We start from the raw sequence: 21,951 nt of genomic DNA, 5'->3' as shown, positions 1-21,951 counted from the left end.
CGCCATGACAGCATCCCGCATTCTCCTCGGTGGCGCGCCCGAAGGCTTCGACGCGCGTCTGCTCGCCCGCGAACTGGCCAAGGGCCAGCCCCTCATCCACATCGCCCGCGATGACAAACGGGCCGAGGCGATGCGTGCCGCGCTGGCCGTCATGGCGCCCGGTGCCGTGGTGCTGGACCTGCCCGCATGGGATTGCCTGCCTTACGACCGCGTCTCGCCCAACCCCGATATCTCGGCCCGCCGCATGTCGACCCTTGCGGCCCTTGCCGAAGGGGTGCGCGGCCCCTTCATCCTGCTCACCACGCTGTCCGCCGCCACCCAGCGCCTGCCCACCCGCGCGGTGATCCGTGACGCCGCCTTTTCCGCCCGCGTGGGCGACAGGGTCGACGAGGCGCGTCTCAAGACCTTCCTTGTCCGCATGGGCTTCTCGCCCTCGTCCACCGTGGCCGAACCGGGCGATTACGCGCTGCGCGGCGGCATCATCGACATCTGGCCCCCGGGCAGCCGCACGCCGATCCGGCTCGATTTCTTCGGTGACGTGCTCGACGGCGCGCGCCGCTTCGACCCCGAAACCCAGCGCACGACCGAGAAACTCTCCTCCATCGATTTCGCCCCCATGTCCGAGGTCATTCTCGACGAGGCCGCGATCACCCGCTTCCGCCAGACCTACCGCATCGAATTCGGCGCCGCCGGCACCGACGACCCGCTGTATGAGGCGGTAAGCGCGGGCCGCAAGCATCAGGGGATGGAGCATTGGCTGCCCTTCTTCCATGACCGGCTCGAAACGCTCTTCGACTATCTCCCCGATGCCACCGTCATGCTCGACGACCAGCTGACACCCGCCCGCCTCTCGCGCTGGGAGGGGATCGAAGACCAGTATGACGCGCGGCGCGAGGCGCTGACCGCCCGTGGCCGGCTCGATTCCGTCTACAAACCCTGCGCCCCCGGCCTTCTCTACCTCGACGACGCGGCATGGGAGGCCGCAATCGCCCCCCACCGCGTCATCCAGCTTTCGCCCAACCCGCAGGCCCCCGGTCCCGGCGTGCTTGATGCGGGCGGTCGCATGGGCCGCAACTTCGCGCCCGAACGCCAGCAGGAAAGCCTTAGTCTTTTCGGTGCTTTGGCCGATCACGTGAAAGCATTGCTTCAAGATGGCAACGTGGTCATCGCCTCATGGTCCGAAGGCGCGCGCGAACGTCTTGAGGGGTTGCTCAAAGATCAGGGCGTAACTGGCCTGAAACACGCCAAAGATTTCCGCGACATCCCCGAAGGCAAAGGCGCGCTCTACCTCATGGTCTGGGCGCTTGACGCAGGCTTCACCGCACCGGGCCTTGCCGTCGTCTCGGAACAGGATGTTCTGGGCGACCGCCTCGTCGGCAAACCCAAACGCCGCCGCAAGGCCGAGAATTTCCTGCGCGACGCCGACACCCTGACCCCCGGCGATCTGGTCGTCCATGTCGAACACGGCGTCGGACGCTACCTCGGTCTGGAAACCATCACCGCCCTCGGCGCGCCCCATGCCTGCGTATCGCTCGAATATGCCGAAGGCGCGAAACTCTACCTTCCGGTCGAGAATATCGAACTGCTGTCGCGCTACGGCCATGAAGAGGGGCTGCTTGACCGTCTGGGCGGCGGTGCATGGCAGGCCAAGAAGGCCAAGCTCAAGGAACGCATCCGCGAAATCGCCGACCGCCTCATGCGCATCGCCGCCGAACGCGCCCTGCGCCACGCCCCGATCCTCGAGGCCCCCCATTCGATGTGGGAGGCTTTCGCCGCCCGCTTTCCCTATACCGAAACCGACGACCAGCTTTCCGCCATCGCCGATGTCGTGGCCGATCTCGAATCCGGCCGCCCGATGGACCGCCTCATCGTCGGCGACGTCGGCTTCGGCAAGACCGAGGTGGCGATGCGCGCCGCCTTCGTCGCGGCCCTTGCCGGCATGCAGGTCGCGGTGATCTGCCCGACCACGCTTCTGGCCCGCCAGCACTACCGCAGCTTTGCCGAGCGCTTCCGCGGCTTTCCCATCAACATCCGCCCGCTGTCGCGCTTCGTCGGCACCAAAGAGGCCAACGCCACCCGCGAGGGGCTGGCCGACGGGTCGGTCGACATCTGCGTCGGCACCCACGCCCTTCTGGCCAAGGGCATCCGCTTCAAATCGCTGGGCCTTCTCATCATCGACGAAGAACAGCACTTCGGCGTCACCCACAAGGAACGCCTCAAAGAGATGCGCTCCGAAATCCACGTGCTGACGCTGACCGCCACGCCCATCCCGCGCACCCTGCAACTCTCGCTCACCGGCGTGCGCGATCTTTCGATCATCGCCACCCCGCCCGTCGACCGCCTCGCCATACGCACCTATATTTCCGAATTCGACAGCATCACCCTGCGCGAGGCGCTCTTGCGCGAACGGTTCCGCGGCGGCCAATCCTTCATCGTCGTCCCCCGCATCGCCGACCTGCCCGAGATCGAGGATTTCCTGCGCACCCATGTTCCCGAATGCTCTTACGTCATCGCCCACGGCCAGCTTGCCGCGGGCGACCTCGACGAGCGGATGAACGAATTCTACGACGGCAAATACGATGTGCTTCTGTCCACGACCATCGTGGAATCCGGCCTCGACATCCCGACCGCCAACACAATGATCATCCACCGCGCCGACATGTTCGGCCTGTCGCAACTCTACCAGATCCGTGGCCGCGTCGGCCGCTCAAAGACCCGCGCCTATTGCTTCCTGACCACCAAGCCCCGCGCCCCCCTGACACCGCAGGCCATGAAACGCCTGCGCCTTCTGGGCGGTCTCGACAGCCTTGGCGCAGGTTTCAACCTCGCCTCGCACGACCTCGACCTGCGCGGGGCAGGCAACCTCTTGGGCGAGGAACAGTCCGGCCACATCAAGGAAGTCGGCTACGAACTCTATCAACAGATGCTCGAGGACACGATCGCCAAGATCAAATCGGGCGAGTTGTCGGGCCTCACCCCGCTCGATGACCAATGGGCGCCGCAGATCAACCTCGGCGTGCCGGTCCTCATTCCCGAAGATTACGTGACCGACCTCGACGTGCGTCTGGGCCTCTACCGCCGACTCTCCAGCCTGCAAACCAAGGTCGAACTCGAAGGCTTCGCCGCCGAACTCATCGACCGTTTCGGCGCCCTCCCGCGCGAGGTGAACACGCTGCTCCTCATCGTCCGCATCAAGTCGATGTGCAAACGCGCAGGGATAAGCCGGCTCGACGCGGGGCCAAAGGGGGCAACGGTGCAATTCCACAACGACAAATTCGCCAACCCCGCAGGGCTGGTCGATTTCATCAAGGCCGATCCCGCCGCCCGCGTGGCGGGCAACAAGATCGTCATGCAACGCGACTGGAAAACCGAAAGCGACCGCATCAAGGGCGCCTTCGCCATCGCCCGCGATCTGGCGGAAAAGGTGGTCAGGCCCAAGGAAAAGGCCTGACCCAGCGCTTAACGTGACCCCGCGCTTAACGTGACCCCGCGCTTAACGTGACCCCGCGCTTAACGTGACCCCGCGCTCAACGCTTGGGCAGCACCCGCATCAGGCCAAGACAGACGATCCCGAAACACAGCACCCCGATCATCAAGGGCAGGGGCGAGCCGTCAAAGGCAAGCCCCACCGGCACCGCCAGCACGACCGACAGCACCGTCGAAATCGCCCCGATCACGCTCGACGCCATCCCTGCCTGATGCCCCACCGGCTCCATCGCCAGCGCGTTCAGGTTGCCCATCGTCAGCCCGGTGACGAAAAAGACCGAAATCGTCCAGACCAGATGCGCCCAGAAGGCCGCAGCCTCGGGCCACAGACCAAAGGCCCAGGCCGCCGTCATCGCGGCGGTGAACAGCGTATGGGCCAGAAGCGCCCGCCCGATCATCCCCCGCATCCCGATCCGCATCACCAGCCGCGCATTCAGGAACGACGCCGTCCCCGACATCAGCGCGATCAGCGCAAACCACATCGGAAATTCCGAAGCCCGCCCGAAGGTCACATCGAAGATCGGCTGCGTGGCCGACAGCGTGGCGAAGAGCCCCGCCAGAAACAGCGTCTGCATCGCCGTCGACACCACCACCACCCGATGCGACAGCACCATCCTCAGCGCCTCCCACAGCGCTGCGGCCTGCAGCGGGCGGCGGTCCTCGGGGTGGATCGTCTCGGCCTGCCGCAGCCCCAGCCACAGGCAGGACACCAGCGAGAACAGCAAAAAGCCAAGGAACACCGCCCGCCACCCCGCCAGCGCGATGATCCCCGCGCCGATGAACGGGGCCACCGCCGGCACCAGCATGAAGACCATCATGGCAAAGGACATGATCCGCGCCATCTCGCGCCCCTTGTGCAGGTCGCGCACCAGCGCCAGCGACACCACGCGCGGCCCGGCAGCCCCCAGCCCCTGCACCACCCGCGCCAGCAGCACGGTTTCCAGCGTCGGCGCGAAATAGGCCGCCACGGCCGCCAGACAGTACAGCACCGCCCCCGCCATGATCACCGGCTTGCGCCCGAACGTATCCGACAGCGGCCCCGCGAACAGCGTGCCCAGCCCCATCCCGAAAACGAACGAGGTCAGGATCAGCTGCGCCGCATTCGGCGCATCCGGCGTCAGTTCCCGCGCGATCTGGGGCAGGGCGGGCAACATGGAGTCGATGGAAAAGGCGATGGTGGCGAAAAGCATCGCGATCATCGCGATGAATTCGGTCTGCCCCAGACGGGGAACGTCGGGGCGTTGCTGGGCGGGGCGCAGGGCGGTCATGTCGGTCATCCGCGCGCCATAGCACAGGGCCTGACCCGCCACCATGCGCGGCAATGCACAAAGACCCCGCCGCCTGCGCCCAATCGGCCCCGCTTCCTCTTGCCCCAAATATCCTCGGGGGGTGAGGGCCGGAACGGCCCGAGGGGGGCAGACAGCCCCCCTTGTCTCCGGCGGCCCCAGCCCGCCGTCGTCAGCCCGCCGTCGTCAGCCCGCCGTCGTCAGCCCGCCGTCGATGTCAACTCGTCGATCACGCCCTGCCACAATTGCACGGGCTGCGCGCCCGAAACCACATATTGCTGCGCGATCAGAAAGGTCGGCACCGCCGAAACCCCCTTCGACCGCGCGTCCTGGTCCCGCGCCAGCAGATCGTCGCGGTCCGCATCCGTCGCGAGCAGCCGCGCCACGGCTGCGGCTTCCATGCCGACCTCTCCGGCGATCCGCGCAAGTGTCGCTGCATCGCCCACATTCTCGCCCTCGCGCCAATGCGCGCGGAACAGGCGCGACACCATCGCGTTCTGCTTGCCCTCGATCCCCGCCCAGTGGATCAGCCGGTGCGCGTCCATCGTGTTGGGCAGATGGGCCACCTTCTCGATCTCCATCTCGGCCCCCGCCTCGCGCGCCGCCTTGGCCACGTTCTGCATCATCGAAAGCGCCCGCTCGCGCCCGCCGAATTTCTGGGCCAGATACTCCACATGCCCCACACCCGCAGGCGGCATGTCGGGGTTCAGCTGGAACGGATGCCATTCGATGCGGAACGGATGCGCCGCACGGCTTTCGAGCGCGCGGTCCAGATGGGTCTTGCCGATGTAGCACCACGGGCAGACGATGTCGGAAAAGATGTCCAGTCGGATCACGGCCTGCCCCTTTCGGCATAAAGCGCCACAAGGGCGCGTCGGTTCAGCTTGTTGTTGGCATTGCGCGGCAGGGCGTCAAGCCGGACCCACAGGCGCGGCTGCTTCCAGCGGGCCAGCCGTTCCTCGGCGCGGGCCTGCATCTCGGCCTCGCTGGCATCGCCCACATAGAAGCCGCCGATCACCCGCACCCCGGCCTTGACCTCGATCTCGGTCACGGCCACCTCGGCCAGCCCTGCAAAGGCCGCCTCCACTTCCAGCGGCGAGACACGGTAGCCGCCCGCATTCATCATCTCGTCACCGCGCCCCAGATAGGTGATCGCCCCGTCCGGCGCCATCCGCACCATGTCGCCGGTCACGAACCACTCGCCCCGATAGCGCGCCGCCGTGGCCGCCTCGTCGCCCAGATAGCCCAGCATCAAACCGGGGTCTGACCGGTGGACCGCCAGCACCCCCGCGCCCTCCTCGGCATCAAGCACCGTCACCCGCCGACCGTCCTGCGCATATCCCGCAGCTCCCTCGGGGGCGGGGCGGCGCGGTGATGCCGAAACAAAGGTCGAACATTCCGACATGCCAAGCGCCTCGTAAACGCCGGTTCCGGTCTTTTCATGCCAGTCGCGGGCCAGTGCCGCGGGCATCGCCTCTCCTGCCACCAGCGCATGGCGCAGCTTGGGCAGGGGGGGCAGGGGCGCGCGCAACATCTGCCGCACCACGCCGGGGGCTGCGGCAAAGATCGTCGCGTCGAACCGCTTCAACAGCAGCGGCAAGGCCTCGACCTTCACCCCCGCCGCAGGGATCAGCGCGGTGGCCCCCAGCGTCCAGGGGTCCATCAGCCCCGTGCCCAGCGTATAGGTCCAGTTCATCGCGCCCGCATGCAGCAGCCGGTCGCTTTCCCCCAGCCCCTCCCAGCCCTGATGCATCATCCCCCGCGCCCAGATCGCCCGATGCGCATGGCCGACCGCCATCGCCCGCCCGCTGGTGCCGCTGGTAAAGACGGCATAGGCCAGCCGCTCCGGATCGCCCATCGCCCAGTCGCAGGGCGGCAGCGCCTCCCATTGCGCCAGCCTCTCGGCCATCACCACCGCGCAAGGCAGCGGATCGGGCAGCGCCACGCCCGCATCGGCCACGATCAGCTTCGGCCCGATCACCGCCGCCATCCGCCCGATTTCGGCGGTGGTCAGGGCGGCATTCGTCGGCACCGGCACCAGCCCCGCCGCGATCGCCCCCAGAAACAGCACCGGAAAGGCCACGCCATTGCCCAGCCGCATCAGCACGCGGTCCCCCGGTTCCAGCCCCAGCGCCAGAAGCCCCGTGCCGCATCCGCGCACCGCCGCTTCCAGCCGGGCATAGCTCCAGCGTTCGGCCCCCGTGGGCGTCACGATCTGCAAGGCCGACTTGTCGGGCAATCGCGCTGCAGACGCTGCCAGCACATGATGGGCAAGGTTGAAGGGCGCGGGGCAGGGGGGCCAGATATCCATGCCCCTGTTCTAACCACCGTAACCAAGGTTGCAAGGCGGCCCGCACCCCTGTAATCGCTCTGCATGGCTGGTAGCGATCCAAAATCTATGATCCGCATCGCCCGCGAAAGCGGTGCCGATACCCCTGTCGCCCCCCTCAACCTGGGCGAACGGGTCCGCGAATTGCGCAAGGCGCGCGGCTGGACGCTGGAACAGGCCGCAGGACAGGCCGGTCTCGCCCGCTCGACCCTCTCGAAAATCGAAAACGGCCAGATGTCGCCCACCTACGAGGCGCTCAAGAAACTGGCCGAAGGCCTGTCCATCACCGTGCCCCAGCTTTTCACCCCGCCGTCCAAGGCGCAGGTTTCCGGCCGCATGACCACGACCAAGGCGGGCGAGGGGCAGGGCCACGCCACCGCCACTTACGAACACGAACTCCTCGCCGCGCAGATGACGCGCAAGCAGATGCTGCCCTACCGCGCCCGCATCCGCGCCCGCGACATCGACGAATTCAACGGCTGGGTCCGCCACGATGGCGAGGAATTTCTCTATGTCCTCACCGGCGTCATCCGCCTTTACAGCGAATTCTACGAACCCGTAGACCTGCGCCGCGGCGACAGCGCCTATTACGATGCCAGCATGGGCCATAACGTCATCAGCCTGTCCGACGAGGATGCGACCATCCTCTGGGTCACCTCGCTGGTCTAGGCAGCAGGCCGCCCGCCCCCCCACACATGCATCAGACACGCCTGCCTTGCGGCGCGACCGCTATCCGGCCGAGTAGGGATATGTCGAAAGTATCTATGGATTGCAGACCCCGTTCCGACGAATGTGGCCTACCACTCCGCCCGAAAGCCTGCACGTGCATAGACTCGCCTCGCGCTATCTCATTCCTGCCGCCCTCGTGATGCTCGCCTACGGTCTGGCGATGGTCGCGACCTTTGCGCTTCTCATGCCGCTGCAACTGAAAGTCCTGCCCGAATATGCCAATCACGCCAGCCTTCTGTTCCTGCCCCACGGGGTGCGGGTTCTGACGGCGTGGCTCTACCGCTGGCGCTCGGTCATCCTGCTGCTTCCCGCCTCGCTGGCAGGTCATGTCTATCTTGACGGGTTCGACTTCGCGCTTTCCGAACTCCTCGCCTCTCTGGCCGGGGTCGTCTGCGCCGTCATGGTGTTCGAGGCGCTCTTGCGCCTCGGCGTCGATCTTTATCCCGCCAAGGGCAAGCGCGTGCATTGGCTCGAACTGGCGCTGGTCGGCGGCCTTGCCTCGATCATCAACGGGATCGGCACGGCCCTGTTTTACGGCAACGACCTTACCACCGCATCGGCGCGGTTCCTGGGCGATGTCACCGGCGTCGTGGCGTCCCTGTTCCTGCTGGTGGTCTTTGTCCGCTTTGCCGAAAGGCTGGCCCGGGCCTGACCGGCTTTTGCCACGGCAGGCGAACGGGGGCCGGACGCAACGGTCCGGCCCGCGTCGTCAGCGGTTGAACCACCCCTGAACCGTGTTGGCACCGGCAGAGATATCCTGCCCCGCGCCGGAAACCGTGTTGCAGCCCGCAAGGACCACAGCCACCACACCCAAAATCAGCAGCTTGCGCATCACGCCCTCATTCCTGATACCACCAGACATCCGGCTGGAACCCCGGCCAATCGCCATAGATCGGCAAACGGTCGGGATGGTGCAAGCCCTTGGCATAGGCCAAGCGCGACACATCCGAATACCAGATGGGTATAACGTAGCGCCCCGTGGTCAAGACACGATCCAGTGCTTCGACATGGTCGCGGAACTCGGCCGGATCGGCGGCAGCCAGCAGCCCCGCGATCAGCGCCTCGGCGGCGGGCGAATTCATCCCCATCCAGTTGCGCGATCCCGGCTCGGTCACACCCGCCGACCCCCAATACAGGGTCTGCTCGTTCCCCGGCGACAGCGAAAGCGACCGGACGTAATGCGTCATGTCGAAATCGTAATTCGTCGTCCGTTCCTTGTATTGCGCCGAATCCACCGTGGTCACCCGCGCGTCGATCCCCAGCCGCTTCAACGCCTCGACATAGATCGTCGCGGCGTTGATGATGTCATCGGCCCCGTTGGTGATCAGGATCTCAAAGGCAAAAGGCTCGCCCTTGGCGTTCTTCAGCGCACCGTCCTGCACCGTCCATCCGGCCTCTTCCAGCAGCTTCGCCGCCGCGCGCACGTTCTTGCGGTTGGCCTCGCTCCCGTCCGAAACCGGCAGGCTGTAGCCTTCCAGCGCACCGGGCAAAAGCTGGTCCTTGAACGGGGCCAGCAATTCCGCGACCCGCCCTTCGGCAGGCGCACCCGCCTGCATCCCCAGCGTCGAATTGGCGAAATAGGATGTGATGCGCGGCGGAATGCCCCCGTTCAGCGTCTTGTTCACCAGCTCGAAGTTGAACGCATAGGTCAGCGCCTCGCGCACCCGCCAATCCGCAAACATCGGCTTGCGCGTGTTGAACACGAACCCCTCGATCCCCGAGGGCCGCTTGTGCGGGATGACCTCCTTGACCACGCTGCCTTCGGTCACGGCGGGGAAGGTATAGTTCTGCTCCCACTTCACCGGATTGGTCTCGCGCCAGCTGGTGATGTCGCCCGCCTTGAACGCCTCGAACACAACGCCCGCGTCCCCGAAATACTCGTAGCGGATTTCGTCGAGGTTATAGAGCCCGCGGTTGAACGGCAGGTCGCGGCCCCACCAGTCGGGATTGCGCCTGTAGCTGATCGACTTGCCCGGATCGACCGCGTCCACCACATAAGGCCCCGACCCGATGGGCGCTTCAAGCGTCGAGGCGGTGAAATCCTTCCCCTCCCACTGCGCCTTTTTCAAAACGGGGCGCAGGCCGAGGATCAGCGGCAACTCGCGGTCCTCGGTGTTGAAGGTGAACTTGACCGACCGCTCGCCCGTCTGTTCCGTCTTGGCGATCTTCTTCCATGCTGCGGCATAGCGCGGCTGCCCCAGCGTGCCGAGCGTCTCGAAAGACCAGATCACATCCTCGACCGTCACGGGGCTGCCGTCCGAGAATCGGGCCGCAGGATTGAGCGTGAATTCCACGTAACTCCGCGCGGCATCGGTGCGAATCGATTCTGCCAAAAGCCCGTAAAGCGTGAAGGGTTCGTCGATCGACCGGCCCATCAGCGTCTCGACCGTGTAGCCGGTGATCCCGCTCGGCGCGATGCCGTTCACGATGAACGGGTTGAGCGAATCGAAACCACCGCTTTCCCCGAAGATGATCTTCCCGCCCTTGGGTGCATCGGGGTTGGCATAGGGCAAAGACACAAAATCAGGGGGAAGGGCAGGGGCGCCATACATAGCTATGCCATGAGTCGGCACCACCTCCTCGGCCCGAAGCGCCGCCTCGGGCATCCAGATTGCGAAAGCTACGGCAGCACCACGCAATGCCTGCAAAACAACGTGTCTCATACTGGCAACAATCCTCCACGGTCTTTCCTGCTTGGGGGCAAGCCTAAGCCCGCATCCCAGCAGTTTCAAACTTTTAACTTGGCCCCCGCGATCAGGCGGCGTATATAAGACCCACTGCTCGATAGGTTTCTTGCCTGTATGAAACCTGCCTCAATAACTGAACGCCGGCCTTGTGCCGGCGTTTTTTTCTGCCCGATGCGCATCCGTCGCGGGCCTTCCCTGCCGAAAAATCACGCGATCCGCGAATCCGCAGCGCTGGATTTCGCACCCGCAGCATGCCATCCTGCCGCAAAGCAGCATGAAGCGGGAGCGTCAGATGATCCTCAAGGGAAAGACCGCCATCGTCACCGGCTCGAACTCGGGCATCGGTCTCGGCGTGGCCGAGGAACTGGCGCGGGCAGGGGCAGACATCGTCCTGAACAGCTTCACCGACCGCCCCGAAGACCACGCGCTCGCCGCCCGCATCGGCTCGAACTTCGGCATCAAGGCGCGCTACATCGCCGCCGACATGTCGCGCGGCGACGCGTGCCGCGCCCTGGTCGAACGGGCAGGGGGCTGCGACATCCTCGTGAACAACGCCGGCATCCAGTTCGTCGCCCCGGTCGATGAATTCCCGGCCGAGAAATGGGACCAGATCATCGCGATCAACCTCTCGTCCGCCTTCCACACCTCGGCGGCGGCGCTTCCCTTCATGCGCCAGCGCGGCTGGGGCCGCATCGTCAACATCGCCTCGGCCCACGGCCTGACGGCAAGCCCGTTCAAATCGGCCTATATCGCCGCCAAGCATGGCGTGGTCGGGCTGTCCAAGACCGTCGCACTCGAAACCGCGGGGCAGGGCATCACCTGCAACGCCATCTGCCCCGGCTACGTCCTGACCCCCCTCGTCGAGGCGCAGATTCCCGACCAGATGAAGGTCCACAACATGGACCGCGAAACGGTGATCCGCGAGGTGATGCTGCAACGCCAGCCCTCGCGCCAATTCGCCACCACCGAACAGATCGGCGGCACGACCCTATTCCTCTGCTCGCCCGCCGCCGACCAGATCACCGGCACCACGATCAGCGTCGACGGCGGCTGGACGGCGCTCTAGCAAAGTCTGACGTCCGGGCCCGCACCGGACTCTGGCGCAAACTCCGGCGGCCAGCCCCGCGCCCCCGATTTCTGCACCAGAAATCGTCGCGGAATTTGCGTCAAATTCTGCTTACTTCGCCAGCAACGGCTCTTTATGCGCCGGATAGACCAGCCCGCCCGAGACGATCAGCTTGGCCGCCTCGTCCGGCTTCATGTCCAGCATCACCACATCCGCCGCCGGCACGTAAAGCAGCATCCCCGACGTCAGCGGCGTCAGCGCCACGAAGACCGCGATCATCTCCTCGCCCTGCGGCAGCTTCATCGCGATCTCGCCGCGCGGCTTGCTCGCCACCAGCCCGACCGCCCATGTCCCCTCTTGCGGAAAGCGGATCAGGCAGGTCCGGTCAAAGCTCTTTTCCTTCTGGCTGAACACGGTTTCCGCGATCTGCTTGAAGCCGCCATAGACCGACCGCACCACCGGAACGCGGTCGACCAGCGCCTCGGCCTGCCGCACCAGCGACCGCCCGATCAGCCCCCGCGCCATCCAGCCGATGATGACGGTAAAGACCAGAAACACCGCGACGCCCACACCGCGCAGCGGAAAGGTCGCCTCGGGTCCGAAGATCCGGTGGACGATGGCCTCGGGCTGATAGGCCGCCGGAATCAGCGGCAGAATCCAGCCATCAAGCCACCCTATCGCCGACCATGTCAGCCATAGCGTAAGCCCGACAGGCAGAACCACCACCAGCCCCGTCAGGAAACTCGTCCTCAGCCCTGCAAGGAAACCCCGCTTCGGCCCCGTATTCACTGTCATCTGCGCGCCTTTTCCATTCCGCCCAATCTATGAAGCGGAACCGCGCCGCACAATCACCCTTTGGAGAGCGCCGCCGCGATCCTTGCGCCCAGACGCGCATTGTTCAGCACAAGGGCGATATTGGCCGCCAGCGACCGCCCTTCGGTCAGCTCGAAGATGCGTCCCAGCAGAAAGGGCGTCACCGCCTTCGCGGCGATCCCCTTGGCAGCGGCCTCGGCCAGCGCCGCCTCGATCACGGGCATGATCTCGCCCCGCGCGATCTCGTCACCCGCCGGAATCGGATTGGCCACCAATTGCCCGCCCGGCAGGCCAAGCCTTCCCCGCATCCGGTGCGCGGCGGCAATCGCTTCGGCACTGTCCATCCGCAAGGGCGCCTTCAACCCCGATGACCGCGACCAGAAGGCGGGAAAATCGTCTTGCCCGTAGGCGATCACCGGCACACCCGCCGTTTCCAGATATTCCAGCGTCTTGGGCAGGTCGAGAATCGCCTTCGCCCCTGCGGCCACCACCGTCACGGCCGTCTGCGCCAGTTCCGCCAGATCGGCGGAGATGTCGAAACTCGTCTCGGCCCCGCGATGCACCCCGCCGATGCCACCCGTGGCAAAGACCGAAATCCCCGCCAGCCGCGCGCAGATCATCGTGGCCGCGACCGTCGTGGCCCCCGTTCCCCCTGTGGCAAGGCAGGCGGCCAGATCGGCGCGGCTCAGCTTCGCCACGTCCTTCGCCTGACCAAGCGCCTCCAGCCCGGCATCCGTCAGCCCTACATGGATGCGCCCGCCCGTCACGGCCATCGTGGCCGGCACCGCCCCCTCGGCCCGCACCGCCGCCTCGACCGCCCGCGCGGTCTCGACGTTCTGCGGCCATGGCATCCCGTGGGTGATGATCGTCGATTCCAGCGCCACCACGGGCTTTCCCGCCTTCAACGCGGCGTCGACCTCGGGGGCAAATGTCAGCGGCAGCATATCCTGTCCTTTGTCTCGAAGCGGCTCTCCCGCCGTCTTTGGCCGGCCGGTCAGGCCGGAACCTCGCCACCCACATAAACCGCCGCCGCGCGGATGGCAGCCTGCAAAGCGTCCTCGCGGCCCGCCCCGCGCTTTTCGGCCACGATATGCGCGGCCATGAACGTATCGCCCGCGCCCGTCACCCGCGCCACCATCACCTTGGGCGGCACACCGGAAATCACGCCCAGCCCGCGGCTGCCTTCGGCGCAGGTCCGCCCGCCATCGGTCACCAGCACCCGCCCCGCACCGCGCGCCAGCAGCCCCTCGGCCGCCGCCACCGCATCGGGAAACTCGACCTTTGCCAGCAATCCCGCTTCCTCGAGGTTGACGTAAAGCACCGCCCCCGCATGGCCCAGCAACGGCAACAACCGCTCGGCCTTGCCCGGTGAGGCCGGGGCCACCCGCAGATCGGCCGCCGCAAACAGGGGCGAGCGCGCGATCTCGGCCAGCAGCGCCGCCGTCAGGTTCCCGTCCAGCGCGATCGCCCCCCCCCAGGGCGCCGCACCCGACCCGAGCGACCCGTCCGCCAAGGGGCGCAATATCTTGTCTCCCGCCGCCTCGAGCGAATGGGCATCCGCAACGGCGGCGATCAGCCCGTTCGCCCCCTCGACCGCCATGTAGCGGTCTGTCGGCAAATCCTCCGAGCGATAGGCAAACCCCGTCTCGACACCCAGCCGCCCGCAGGCGGCAACCAGCTCGTCCCCCTCGTCATCGCGGCCTATCGCGGTCAGCACCGCAGGCCGCAGCCCGAACCGCGCCAAGGTCATGGCGATGTTCATTGCAACACCCCCCGGCAGCCGGGTGATCCGGCCGGGCACATCCGATCCCTGCCGCATCGCCAGATGGGACCGGCCGATAATGTCCCAAAGGACGGAACCGATGCACAGGATATCGGGTCGGGCGGGCAAGGGGGGCTTGGCGTTCATCCCCCCTTTCTAAAGGCCAGCCCCCCGCACTGGCAAGAGAAGCAACCCGCCCATCCACGGCCTTGGCCCCACATCTGGTGGCCTGCGATGAAATTCTTTCGACATGTCCGGTTTCCTGCTATCGTTTTGCGGAACTCGCCTGCGCTTTTTTCCCGAATTCCCTTTTCCCCTTGCATCGGAACCCAAAAATGGCCCCCACAGCACTTTCCGGCCTGATCGAAACCCGCAGGCCCTGGCTTGCCGATGGCGGCCTCGAAACGGACCTGATCTACAACAGGGGCTTCGATCTGCCCGATTTCGCCGCCTTCACCCTGCTCGGCGATGCGCGGGGCGAAGCGGCCTTGGGCGACTATTTCGACGGGTTCCTTTCACTCGCCCGCGCCAATGGCACGGGGTTCGTCCTCGATACCGCGACATGGCGGGCAGGGCAGGTCTGGGGCGAACGCATGGGGCTCGACCATGCCGCCATCGCCACCGCCAATGCCCGCGCCACCGATTTTGCCCGAACCCTCCGCGACCGCTGGCCCGATGTGCCCACCGTCATCAACGGCGTCATCGGCCCCGCGGGCGATGGCTACCGCATCGACCAAGAAATGTCGGCATGGCACGCCCGCATGGCCCATGCCGTCCAGATCGAGGCCCTCGCCCTCGCCGGGGTCGACCTCGTCACCGCCATGACCATGACCTATGTCACCGAAGCCATCGGCATCGCGGGGGCCGCCGCCGCCGTCGGGCTGCCTTGCGTCATCTCCTTCACCGTCGAGACCGACGGGCGCCTTCCCTCGGGCCAACCGCTCGACGAGGCGATCTACGATGTCGAGCAACTCGAAACCCCGCCGCTCTGGTACATGGTCAATTGCGCCCATCCCGAACATTTCGCCCATCTCTTCGACCCCGCGCAGGACTGGACGCAGCGCATCGGCGGCCTGCGCGCCAATGCCTCGCGGGCCTCGCATGCCGTGCTGGACAGCATGACCAGCCTCGACGACGGCGACCCGCAGGATTTCGGCGCGCTCTATGGCGCCGTGGCGCAGGCCCTGCCGAACCTCAGGCTCATCGGCGGCTGCTGCGGCACCGATCACCGCCACATCTCGGCTGCGGGCGAAACCTGCCTGCATCACGGCACGGCGCGGCAGGCCCGCGCCTGAACGTCCCGCGCTGAAACATCCCGCGCTGAAACATGCCGCGCGCGGGCCTTTTGCCGCCGCAGGGCAGGGCAGGGCTTGCGCCCCCCCCCGAAACCCGCTAAGGCACCGCCACTTCACAGGCGAGGCTTGGGCCTTGCGGGGAGAAATCCCGCAAAGTCCGCCGGTTGGGGGCATCCGCCCCTGAGACAGCTTCGCCAAGGTCCAAACCGGAAAGGATAAAGACATGGCTCTTCCCGAGTTCACCATGCGCCAACTGCTTGAAGCTGGCGTTCACTACGGCCACCAAACCCAGCGCTGGAACCCGCGCATGGGCGAATACATCTACGGTGACCGCAACGGCATCCACATCATCGACCTGACGCAGACTGTTCCCATGCTGGACCAGGCGCTCAAAGTCGTGCGCGACACCGTCGCCAAGGGCGGCCGCATCCTCTTCGTCGGCACCAAGCGTCAGGCCCAGAAAGCCATCGCCGAAGCCGCCGAGAAATGCGCCCAGTTCTACATGAACCACCGCTGGCTCGGTGGCACGCTGACCAACTGGCAGACCGTCTCGAAATCGATCCAGCGCCTGAAGCAGATCGACGAGCTGATGGCCCACGGCGCCGAAGGCCTCACCAAGAAAGAGCGCCTGAACCTCGAGCGCGAGCAGAACAAACTGCAAGCCTCGCTCGGCGGCATCCGTGAAATGGGCGGCACCCCCGACCTGATCTTCATCATCGACGTGGGCAAGGAAGACCTCGCCATCCTCGAAGCGCAAAAGCTCGGGATCCCGGTCGTCGCCGTCGTCGACACCAACTGCTCGCCCAAGGGCGTGGACTACCTGATCCCCGGCAACGATGACGCCGCGCGCGCCATCGCCCTCTACTGCGACCTGATCGCCCGTGCCGCGCTCGACGGCATGTCGGCCCAGCTCGGTGCCGCCGGCGTCGACATCGGCGCGCTGGAAACCGCGCCCGAAGAAGAAGCCGTCGCCGACGTCGAAGCCTGATCGGCTGTCATACGACATTTACCCGGCAGCCTTAGCTGCCGGGTCATTCAATTCGATACATGGAGTCTGACATGACCGTCACCGCTGCAATGGTCAAAGAACTGCGCGATTCCACCGGCGCAGGCATGATGGATGCCAAAAAGGCACTCACCGAAACCAACGGCGACATGCAAGCCGCCGTTGACTGGCTGCGCACCAAGGGCCTTGCCAAGGCCGCCAAGAAAGCCGACCGCGTCGCCGCCGAAGGCCTCGTCGGCGTCTCGGTGACCGATGGCCGCGGCGTTGCCGTGGAAATCAACTCGGAAACCGACTTCGTCGGCAAGAACGCCGATTTCCAGTCGCTCGTCCGCGAAGTGACCAAACTCGCCCTCGAAACCGGCGAGTCGATCGAGGTTCTCAAAGCCGCCCACCTCAACGGCGAGCCGGTCGAGACCGTGATCCAGAACGCCATCGCCCGCATCGGCGAGAACATGACCCTGCGCCGCATGCACGTGCTGGAAGGCGACACCGTCGTCTCCTACGTGCATAACGCCGCGACCGAAGGCATGGGCAAGATCGGCGTTCTCGTGGCGCTGAAGGGCGATGCCGCCAAGGCGCAGGCCATCGGCAAGCAATTCGCCATGCACATCGCGGCCACCTCGCCGCTGGCGCTGTCGGAAGCCTCGCTCGACCCGACCGTGGTCGAACGCGAACTCGCCGTGCAGACCGCCAAGGCGCTGGAAGAGAACGCAGCCTCGGCCAAGCCGAAGCCCGAAGCCGTGATCCAGAACAACATCATTCCGGGCCGGATGAAAAAGTTCCTCTCCGAAGTCACGCTTCTGGGTCAGGCTTTCGTCATCAATCCCGACCTGACCGTTGAACAGGCCGCGAAAGAAGCCGGCGTCGAAATCACCGGCTTTGCCCGTGTGGCCGTCGGCGAAGGCATCGAGAAAGAGAAAGAAGATTTCGCAGCCGAAGTCGCCAAGATGGCGCAGGCCTGAAATCGCTGGCCGGGTCCGCCCGGCCAGTCCTTTCGCGACCGAAGTCTTTCGACAAATGAAAACGGTGCGAGCCTTGCGGCCGCACCGTTTTTTTGTGCCTCTCGGGGAAGAAAGGGCACAAGGTCACTGCAAGATGCCGGACGGTGGGGAAATTTCCGACCGGCAGATACAAGGCCGGACTTGGGGAAAAGCCCGACCCCTTCGGCAAAACGGGGACAAATCTTCCCGCATCACCTTTGCTCCGCATTGCGGAACCCCGCCACAGTCCTGCTTTACGTCGGGTAACGGAAGTAAGGGATTCCCTACCTTTCAGCCCGGCTTGCTGAAAATCATGTTCAAAAGCGCGGCCTTGGCCACCGCCTGCGCCGTGGTCTCCACATCCAGCGTCTCGCGCGCAAGCTTCAGGTGCTTTTCCACCATCGCGGGCGACACCTCCATCAGCAGGGCGATATCCCCCGTGGTCTTGCCATCGGCCACCCATTCCAGCGCCTCGCGCTGCCGCGGGGTCAGGTTGCGCCTGCGGTTGGGGGCGGGCAACTGGATGATCTTGAGATGCATCATATGCGCCACGGCCTGAATCTCGGCACCACACCGCGCCCAGATCTCCTCGACATCCTCGCTGCTCAGCCCCGCATCGGCGATCAGCCCCAAGGCCCCCTTCGACCGGCTCGAGCTTTGCGGAAAACTCACCGTCACCCCCGCCGTGATGCCCATTTCCGCATTCTGGCGCAGCGCGTCCATCTCGTCGGCCGTCAACTCGCCCCGCGCCGCCTTTTCCCGCACCCATGCCCAGGTGCAGCAGCCCACATTCTCCTGCGCCCATTTGAACACGGGCGTCCGCGCATAAAGCCCTTCGGCAAAATAGCGCCGCGCATAGTCCGGCCCTGCGGTTGTCAGGTAAAGCGCATCGTCGGGGTTCCCGATCGACTGGTCATGGCGAAAGCGCGTATAGCCGTAATTCGCCCTTGAAAATCCGCAGGTCGCGAAGAATGCCGCCGCTTCCTTCCAAATCGCATCGATGTTGCCGGCTTCCGCGACGCGGACCAGCAATCCGATAATCCCGTTCATAGAAAATCCTTCTTCCCGACCGCCGTCTGAATTCCGGCACGGGTTGTCCTGTCCCTTTACCTGTCATAACCAAGCGACAGGCGCCCTGTCGAGGGCCAAGAACCAAAGGGAAGCGAACGATGCAGGCAGATGTGGTGGTGATCGGCGGGGCCGTCATGGGCGCATCGGTGGCCTTCTGGCTGACGAAACTCCACCCCGGTCTCGATGTTCTGGTGGTCGAACGCGACCCCACCTTTGCCCGCGCCTCGACCGCGCTGTCGGCCGCCGGAATCCGCCAGCAGTTCACCAACCCCGTGAACGTCGAAATCTCGCGGTTCGGCATCGACTTCATCAAGAATTTCGAGACCCGCCTTGGCCATGACGTCGGCATCCCGACCCTTGGCTTGCGCGAGAACGGCTATCTCTTCCTTGCCACGACCGAATCCGCCCGCGACACCCTGACCGAGGTTGCCGCCATGCAGCGCAACCACGGGGCCGCGACCGAAATCATAAGCCCCGCCGAAACCGCCGCCCGCTTTCCGTGGCTCAACACCGAAGACCTCGTCGCCGCCTCGTTCGGCCCGCGCGACGAAGGTTTCTTCGACAACATGGGCCTGCTCTCGGGCTTTCGCGCGGCGGCCAAGGCGCAGGGCGCGCGCTTCATCACCGATACCGTCACCGGCCTGACCGTCGCCTCGGGCCGCGTCACGGGGGTCACGCTGGGGCAGGGGGGCCATGTCGCCTGTGCCAAGGCGGTCAATGCCGCAGGCCCCCGCGCAGCCGAGGTCATGGCCTGGGCCGGCCTTCCCCTCGCGGTCGAACCGCGCAAGCGCACCGTTTTCGTGATCGACGCGCCCAACGCCCGCCATCCCGGATCACCCTTGATGATCGATCAGGATTACTGGATCCGTCCCGAACACGGCCAATGGGTCACCGCCACAGTGCCCAGCGACGACGGACCCTGCGACATCGACGATTTCGACGCCGACTTCCAGCTTTGGGAAGATGTCATCTGGCCCGCGCTCTGGCACCGCGCGCCGGGCTTCGATGCGGTCAAGGTCATCCGGCACTGGGTCGGCCATTACGCCTACAACACGCTCGATCAAAATGCGATTCTCGGGCCGCACCCCGACATGCCGAACCTTTACCTGATGAACGGCTTCTCGGGCCACGGGCTGCAACAGGCGCCCGCCGTCGGTCGCGGCATCGCCGAACACATCCTGACAGGGGGGTGGCAGACGCTCGACCTCTCGGATCTTTCGGTCGAACGGATGCTGTCAGGCAAACCTTTCGCAGAGCTTGCCATCGTTTGACCAAAGCGTGCATCGGTTGTGCATTCGCGAATGCACAACCCCATGCGCCTCAGACAAGCCCGGCAACCGCGCTCTCGGCGGCCTTGCGGATTGCCGCGATATTGCGCCCGTAAACCTCGGGGTTGTCGACAGAACCCCCTGAAAACACGGCAGAACCTGCCACAAGCACATCGGCCCCGGCCGCCGCGACAAGTGGGGCCGTTTCCACGGTCACGCCGCCGTCGATCTCGATATGGATCGGGCGCGCGCCGAACATGGCACGCAAAGAACGCACCTTATCTATCTGGGAATGAATGAATTTCTGCCCGCCAAAGCCGGGGTTGACCGTCATCACGCAGACAAGGTCGATCAGGTCCAGCAGATGCGCCACCGCATCGATTCCCGAACCCGGATTGATCGCCAGACCCGCTTTTTTCCCCGTGTTCCGAATGGCTTGCAAGGTGCGGTGAATATGCGGCCCGCTTTCCAGATGCGCGGTGATCACATCGGCACCCGCCGCAGCATAGGCCTCGATGTACTGGTCAACCGGCGCAATCATCAAATGGACATCCATGACCCCTTTGATATGCGGTCTGATCGCCTTGCAGGTGGCAGGGCCAAAGGTCAGGTTCGGCACAAAATGCCCATCCATTACATCGACATGCACCCAGTCCGCACCTTGCGCCTCGATGGCGCGGCACTCGGCACCGAAGTTCGCGAAATCGGCCGAAAGGATCGACGGCGCAATCTTGATCGGGGATGGGAACGCCATGATAACCTCCGGTTCAGCAATCCGGTGTAGGCTTTACAGCGCATGACCCGACAGGACCAGAGTTTCGTTGCAGAAAGCGGAATGTCACGGCAATATTTGACATAATATAGATTATACGATTATCACCCATACGAAAAGACGTCTTTTACAGTTATCTTTTTGATACTTTGCCCCCGAGATTTGATAGTGTTGCCTTAACAGCCCTTCTCTGACATAGGGCTTTCTCAGTCATCGGAATGCGCAAATGCCCGACCGTTTTATCGATCCTGCCGTTCAACGGCCGGTGACGCTGAAAAGCATCGCAAAGCAGCTCGGCGTCTCTGTGACGACTGTCGCGCGCTCGTTGAAGGATGGCCACAAGATCAGCGCCGAAACCGTCCGCCTCGTGCGCGAAACGGCCGAGGATCTGGGCTACGTCCGCAATCTCGACGGCCTGCGCCTTCGCACCGGACGCACCATGTCGATCCTCGCTTTCCTCGGCGCCTCTGCCGATGACGAAATCGGCGATGCCGACTCGGTCGGTATCCTTGCCGGTATCCACCGCCGCCTTGCCGGAACCGACTATACCGTCCGCGCCGTGCCGGTGATCCCCGGTGTCGACATCCTGCCCGAACTGGCCAACGCCGTCCGGATGCGCCAGGCCGATGGCGTCATCATCGACCACACCCGCCCGCAAGACGAGCGTGTCGATTACCTGCGGGAAAGCGGCATGCCCTTCGTCACCTTCGGGCGCACCGATACCAGCACCGACCACGCCTTTTTCGACCTCGACAACCATGACGCGGCCTTCAAAAGCACGCGCTCGCTGATCGACCTCGGTTACAAGCGCATCGCGATCATCGGCTCGGACCCGTCCTTCCGTTTCGTGCAGGACCGTCTCGAAGGCTATCGCCACGCTCTCACGGCGGCCCGCCTGCCCTTCGATCCGGCGCTTGCCCTCAACGTCGAGCGGCAGCCCCGCTTGATCCGTGCGGCCACGTCGCGCCTTGTCGCCGAAGCGCGGCCCGATGCCTTTCTCTGCGAGAACGAGCTTTACCTGATCCCGACCATCGCCGGTGTGCGTGACGCCGGTGCAAAACCGCTCGACGATTACGGCTTCTCGCTGCGCAGCACCAACAATCTTGCCGAATACCTCGCGCTGCGGGTTACCTCGGCCCATTATTCGCGCGAAAGCGCCGGCTGGAACCTTGCCGACCTTTTGTTGCGCCAGATCGGCGGCGCCGCGCCCAAGTGTTTGCAAACCATCGCAAAAACCGATTTGCGGCATTTTAACCTTTGATTTTGCGGGGATTTTTGGCGCACCCAGCACGATTCGAACGTGCGACCTTTGCCTTCGGAGGGCAACGCTCTATCCAGCTGAGCTATGGGTGCGTCGTGGGTTCCGATTATCGAAAAGCGGGGGCGGTTGCAACGTCTTAT

The 21,951-nt window shown here is 65.1% G+C and carries 19 protein-coding genes and 1 tRNA gene; 9 read left to right on the top strand and 11 right to left on the bottom strand.

Annotation, left to right across the window (positions count from 1 at the left end):
- Positions 1 to 4 precede the first annotated feature (4 nt).
- The gene (gene mfd / locus H7F16_RS08550) at positions 5 to 3,451 is read left to right on the top strand and encodes a transcription-repair coupling factor (protein WP_185797143.1); all 3,447 of its coding nucleotides are present in this window, start codon (positions 5 to 7) and stop codon (positions 3,449 to 3,451) included.
- Between the two features lie 76 nt (positions 3,452 to 3,527).
- Here mfd and H7F16_RS08545 read toward each other — a convergent pair whose 3' ends face one another.
- From H7F16_RS08545 to H7F16_RS08535, 3 genes are all read right to left on the bottom strand, one after another.
- Positions 3,528 to 4,754: a multidrug effflux MFS transporter gene (locus H7F16_RS08545; protein ID WP_185797553.1), complete on the bottom strand. Its 1,227-nt coding sequence runs from the start codon at positions 4,752 to 4,754 to the stop codon at positions 3,528 to 3,530.
- A gap of 218 nt (positions 4,755 to 4,972) precedes the next feature.
- Positions 4,973 to 5,608 carry a DsbA family protein gene (locus H7F16_RS08540; RefSeq protein ID WP_185797142.1) on the bottom strand — a complete coding sequence of 212 codons (636 nt, stop codon included), beginning with the start codon at positions 5,606 to 5,608 and terminating at the stop codon, positions 4,973 to 4,975.
- Positions 5,605 to 7,083 carry a class I adenylate-forming enzyme family protein gene (locus tag H7F16_RS08535; protein ID WP_185797141.1) on the bottom strand — a complete coding sequence of 493 codons (1,479 nt, stop codon included), beginning with the start codon at positions 7,081 to 7,083 and terminating at the stop codon, positions 5,605 to 5,607. Before H7F16_RS08535 ends, H7F16_RS08540 begins: the two co-directional genes overlap by 4 nt.
- A 63-nt stretch (positions 7,084 to 7,146) precedes the next feature.
- On the opposite strand from H7F16_RS08535, the gene H7F16_RS08530 reads away from it, so the two are divergent.
- Together H7F16_RS08530 and H7F16_RS08525 are read left to right on the top strand one after the other, a co-directional pair.
- On the top strand, positions 7,147 to 7,770 hold the full coding sequence (locus tag H7F16_RS08530) for a helix-turn-helix domain-containing protein (protein ID WP_185797140.1): 624 nt from the start codon (positions 7,147 to 7,149) through the stop codon (positions 7,768 to 7,770).
- A 121-nt stretch (positions 7,771 to 7,891) separates the two neighbouring features.
- A complete protein-coding gene (locus H7F16_RS08525) occupies positions 7,892 to 8,482 on the top strand; it encodes a hypothetical protein (protein WP_185797139.1) in 591 nt (196 codons plus the stop codon).
- Positions 8,483 to 8,539: 57 nt separating this feature from the next.
- Here the strand turns inward: H7F16_RS08525 and H7F16_RS19880 are convergent, their stop codons facing one another.
- Together H7F16_RS19880 and H7F16_RS08520 are read right to left on the bottom strand one after the other, a co-directional pair.
- Positions 8,540 to 8,662, bottom strand: a complete 123-nt coding sequence (locus H7F16_RS19880; protein ID WP_277818366.1) for a hypothetical protein — start codon at positions 8,660 to 8,662, stop codon at positions 8,540 to 8,542.
- A 7-nt stretch (positions 8,663 to 8,669) separates the two neighbouring features.
- Positions 8,670 to 10,493: an extracellular solute-binding protein gene (locus tag H7F16_RS08520; protein ID WP_422121114.1), complete on the bottom strand. Its 1,824-nt coding sequence runs from the start codon at positions 10,491 to 10,493 to the stop codon at positions 8,670 to 8,672.
- A 316-nt stretch (positions 10,494 to 10,809) separates the two neighbouring features.
- Here H7F16_RS08520 and H7F16_RS08515 point away from each other — a divergent pair, with 316 nt between their 5' ends.
- On the top strand, positions 10,810 to 11,583 hold the full coding sequence (locus H7F16_RS08515) for a 3-hydroxybutyrate dehydrogenase (protein ID WP_185797138.1): 774 nt from the start codon (positions 10,810 to 10,812) through the stop codon (positions 11,581 to 11,583).
- Between the two features lie 111 nt (positions 11,584 to 11,694).
- Here the strand turns inward: H7F16_RS08515 and H7F16_RS08510 are convergent, their stop codons facing one another.
- Genes H7F16_RS08510 through H7F16_RS08500 form a run of 3 tightly spaced genes read right to left on the bottom strand, consistent with a single transcriptional unit; the run spans position 11,695 to position 14,305 of the window.
- Complete coding sequence (locus tag H7F16_RS08510; RefSeq protein ID WP_185797137.1) at positions 11,695 to 12,378, bottom strand: DUF502 domain-containing protein; 684 nt, start codon at positions 12,376 to 12,378, stop codon at positions 11,695 to 11,697.
- A 53-nt stretch (positions 12,379 to 12,431) separates the two neighbouring features.
- The gene (locus H7F16_RS08505; RefSeq protein ID WP_185797136.1) at positions 12,432 to 13,340 is read right to left on the bottom strand and encodes a pseudouridine-5'-phosphate glycosidase; all 909 of its coding nucleotides are present in this window, start codon (positions 13,338 to 13,340) and stop codon (positions 12,432 to 12,434) included.
- Between the two features lie 50 nt (positions 13,341 to 13,390).
- Positions 13,391 to 14,305 carry a PfkB family carbohydrate kinase gene (locus H7F16_RS08500; protein ID WP_185797135.1) on the bottom strand — a complete coding sequence of 305 codons (915 nt, stop codon included), beginning with the start codon at positions 14,303 to 14,305 and terminating at the stop codon, positions 13,391 to 13,393.
- Positions 14,306 to 14,493: 188 nt separating this feature from the next.
- Between H7F16_RS08500 and H7F16_RS08495 the strand changes: the two genes are divergently transcribed.
- The 3 genes from H7F16_RS08495 to tsf all read left to right on the top strand — a co-directional run bounded on the left by H7F16_RS08495 (position 14,494) and on the right by tsf (position 17,421).
- Positions 14,494 to 15,453, top strand: a complete 960-nt coding sequence (locus H7F16_RS08495; protein ID WP_185797134.1) for a homocysteine S-methyltransferase family protein — start codon at positions 14,494 to 14,496, stop codon at positions 15,451 to 15,453.
- A gap of 223 nt (positions 15,454 to 15,676) precedes the next feature.
- Positions 15,677 to 16,441 (top strand): 30S ribosomal protein S2, encoded by a 765-nt coding sequence (gene rpsB / locus H7F16_RS08490; protein ID WP_185797133.1) that lies wholly within the window; start codon positions 15,677 to 15,679, stop codon positions 16,439 to 16,441.
- A gap of 71 nt (positions 16,442 to 16,512) precedes the next feature.
- On the top strand, positions 16,513 to 17,421 hold the full coding sequence (gene tsf / locus H7F16_RS08485) for a translation elongation factor Ts (RefSeq protein ID WP_185797132.1): 909 nt from the start codon (positions 16,513 to 16,515) through the stop codon (positions 17,419 to 17,421).
- A gap of 309 nt (positions 17,422 to 17,730) precedes the next feature.
- Here the strand turns inward: tsf and H7F16_RS08480 are convergent, their stop codons facing one another.
- Positions 17,731 to 18,489 (bottom strand): helix-turn-helix transcriptional regulator, encoded by a 759-nt coding sequence (locus tag H7F16_RS08480; protein WP_185797131.1) that lies wholly within the window; start codon positions 18,487 to 18,489, stop codon positions 17,731 to 17,733.
- A gap of 119 nt (positions 18,490 to 18,608) precedes the next feature.
- Here H7F16_RS08480 and H7F16_RS08475 point away from each other — a divergent pair, with 119 nt between their 5' ends.
- Positions 18,609 to 19,781 (top strand): NAD(P)/FAD-dependent oxidoreductase, encoded by a 1,173-nt coding sequence (locus tag H7F16_RS08475; protein WP_185797130.1) that lies wholly within the window; start codon positions 18,609 to 18,611, stop codon positions 19,779 to 19,781.
- 49 nt (positions 19,782 to 19,830) lie between these two features.
- Here the strand turns inward: H7F16_RS08475 and rpe are convergent, their stop codons facing one another.
- Positions 19,831 to 20,532 carry a ribulose-phosphate 3-epimerase gene (gene rpe / locus H7F16_RS08470; RefSeq protein ID WP_185797129.1) on the bottom strand — a complete coding sequence of 234 codons (702 nt, stop codon included), beginning with the start codon at positions 20,530 to 20,532 and terminating at the stop codon, positions 19,831 to 19,833.
- A 244-nt stretch (positions 20,533 to 20,776) separates the two neighbouring features.
- Here rpe and H7F16_RS08465 point away from each other — a divergent pair, with 244 nt between their 5' ends.
- A complete protein-coding gene (locus tag H7F16_RS08465; protein WP_185797128.1) occupies positions 20,777 to 21,811 on the top strand; it encodes a LacI family DNA-binding transcriptional regulator in 1,035 nt (344 codons plus the stop codon).
- Between the two features lie 15 nt (positions 21,812 to 21,826).
- Here the strand turns inward: H7F16_RS08465 and H7F16_RS08460 are convergent.
- Positions 21,827 to 21,903, bottom strand: a tRNA-Arg gene (locus H7F16_RS08460).
- Between the last annotated feature and the right edge of the window lie 48 nt (positions 21,904 to 21,951).

It is taken from the genome of Paragemmobacter straminiformis (genome assembly GCF_014243445.1).
Lineage (GTDB): Bacteria > Pseudomonadota > Alphaproteobacteria > Rhodobacterales > Rhodobacteraceae > Paragemmobacter > Paragemmobacter straminiformis.
This window is presented reverse-complemented; position numbering and strand designations above follow the sequence as displayed.

What these genes read in the sequence shown, in the direction of transcription:
- mfd (WP_185797143.1), top strand. Translation starts at nt 5, where the DNA reads ATGACAGCATCCCGCATTCTCCTCGGTGGCGCGCCCGAAGGCTTCGAC.
- H7F16_RS08545 (WP_185797553.1), bottom strand. Translation starts at nt 4,754, where the DNA reads ATGACCGCCCTGCGCCCCGCCCAGCAACGCCCCGACGTTCCCCGTCTG.
- H7F16_RS08535 (WP_185797141.1), bottom strand. Translation starts at nt 7,083, where the DNA reads ATGGATATCTGGCCCCCCTGCCCCGCGCCCTTCAACCTTGCCCATCAT.
- H7F16_RS08530 (WP_185797140.1), top strand. Translation starts at nt 7,147, where the DNA reads ATGGCTGGTAGCGATCCAAAATCTATGATCCGCATCGCCCGCGAAAGC.
- H7F16_RS08525 (WP_185797139.1), top strand. Translation starts at nt 7,892, where the DNA reads ATGTGGCCTACCACTCCGCCCGAAAGCCTGCACGTGCATAGACTCGCC.
- H7F16_RS19880 (WP_277818366.1), bottom strand. Translation starts at nt 8,662, where the DNA reads ATGCGCAAGCTGCTGATTTTGGGTGTGGTGGCTGTGGTCCTTGCGGGC.
- H7F16_RS08520 (WP_422121114.1), bottom strand. Translation starts at nt 10,493, where the DNA reads ATGAGACACGTTGTTTTGCAGGCATTGCGTGGTGCTGCCGTAGCTTTC.
- H7F16_RS08515 (WP_185797138.1), top strand. Translation starts at nt 10,810, where the DNA reads ATGATCCTCAAGGGAAAGACCGCCATCGTCACCGGCTCGAACTCGGGC.
- H7F16_RS08510 (WP_185797137.1), bottom strand. Translation starts at nt 12,378, where the DNA reads ATGACAGTGAATACGGGGCCGAAGCGGGGTTTCCTTGCAGGGCTGAGG.
- H7F16_RS08505 (WP_185797136.1), bottom strand. Translation starts at nt 13,340, where the DNA reads ATGCTGCCGCTGACATTTGCCCCCGAGGTCGACGCCGCGTTGAAGGCG.
- H7F16_RS08500 (WP_185797135.1), bottom strand. Translation starts at nt 14,305, where the DNA reads ATGAACGCCAAGCCCCCCTTGCCCGCCCGACCCGATATCCTGTGCATC.
- H7F16_RS08495 (WP_185797134.1), top strand. Translation starts at nt 14,494, where the DNA reads ATGGCCCCCACAGCACTTTCCGGCCTGATCGAAACCCGCAGGCCCTGG.
- rpsB (WP_185797133.1), top strand. Translation starts at nt 15,677, where the DNA reads ATGGCTCTTCCCGAGTTCACCATGCGCCAACTGCTTGAAGCTGGCGTT.
- tsf (WP_185797132.1), top strand. Translation starts at nt 16,513, where the DNA reads ATGACCGTCACCGCTGCAATGGTCAAAGAACTGCGCGATTCCACCGGC.
- H7F16_RS08480 (WP_185797131.1), bottom strand. Translation starts at nt 18,489, where the DNA reads ATGAACGGGATTATCGGATTGCTGGTCCGCGTCGCGGAAGCCGGCAAC.
- H7F16_RS08475 (WP_185797130.1), top strand. Translation starts at nt 18,609, where the DNA reads ATGCAGGCAGATGTGGTGGTGATCGGCGGGGCCGTCATGGGCGCATCG.
- rpe (WP_185797129.1), bottom strand. Translation starts at nt 20,532, where the DNA reads ATGGCGTTCCCATCCCCGATCAAGATTGCGCCGTCGATCCTTTCGGCC.
- H7F16_RS08465 (WP_185797128.1), top strand. Translation starts at nt 20,777, where the DNA reads ATGCCCGACCGTTTTATCGATCCTGCCGTTCAACGGCCGGTGACGCTG.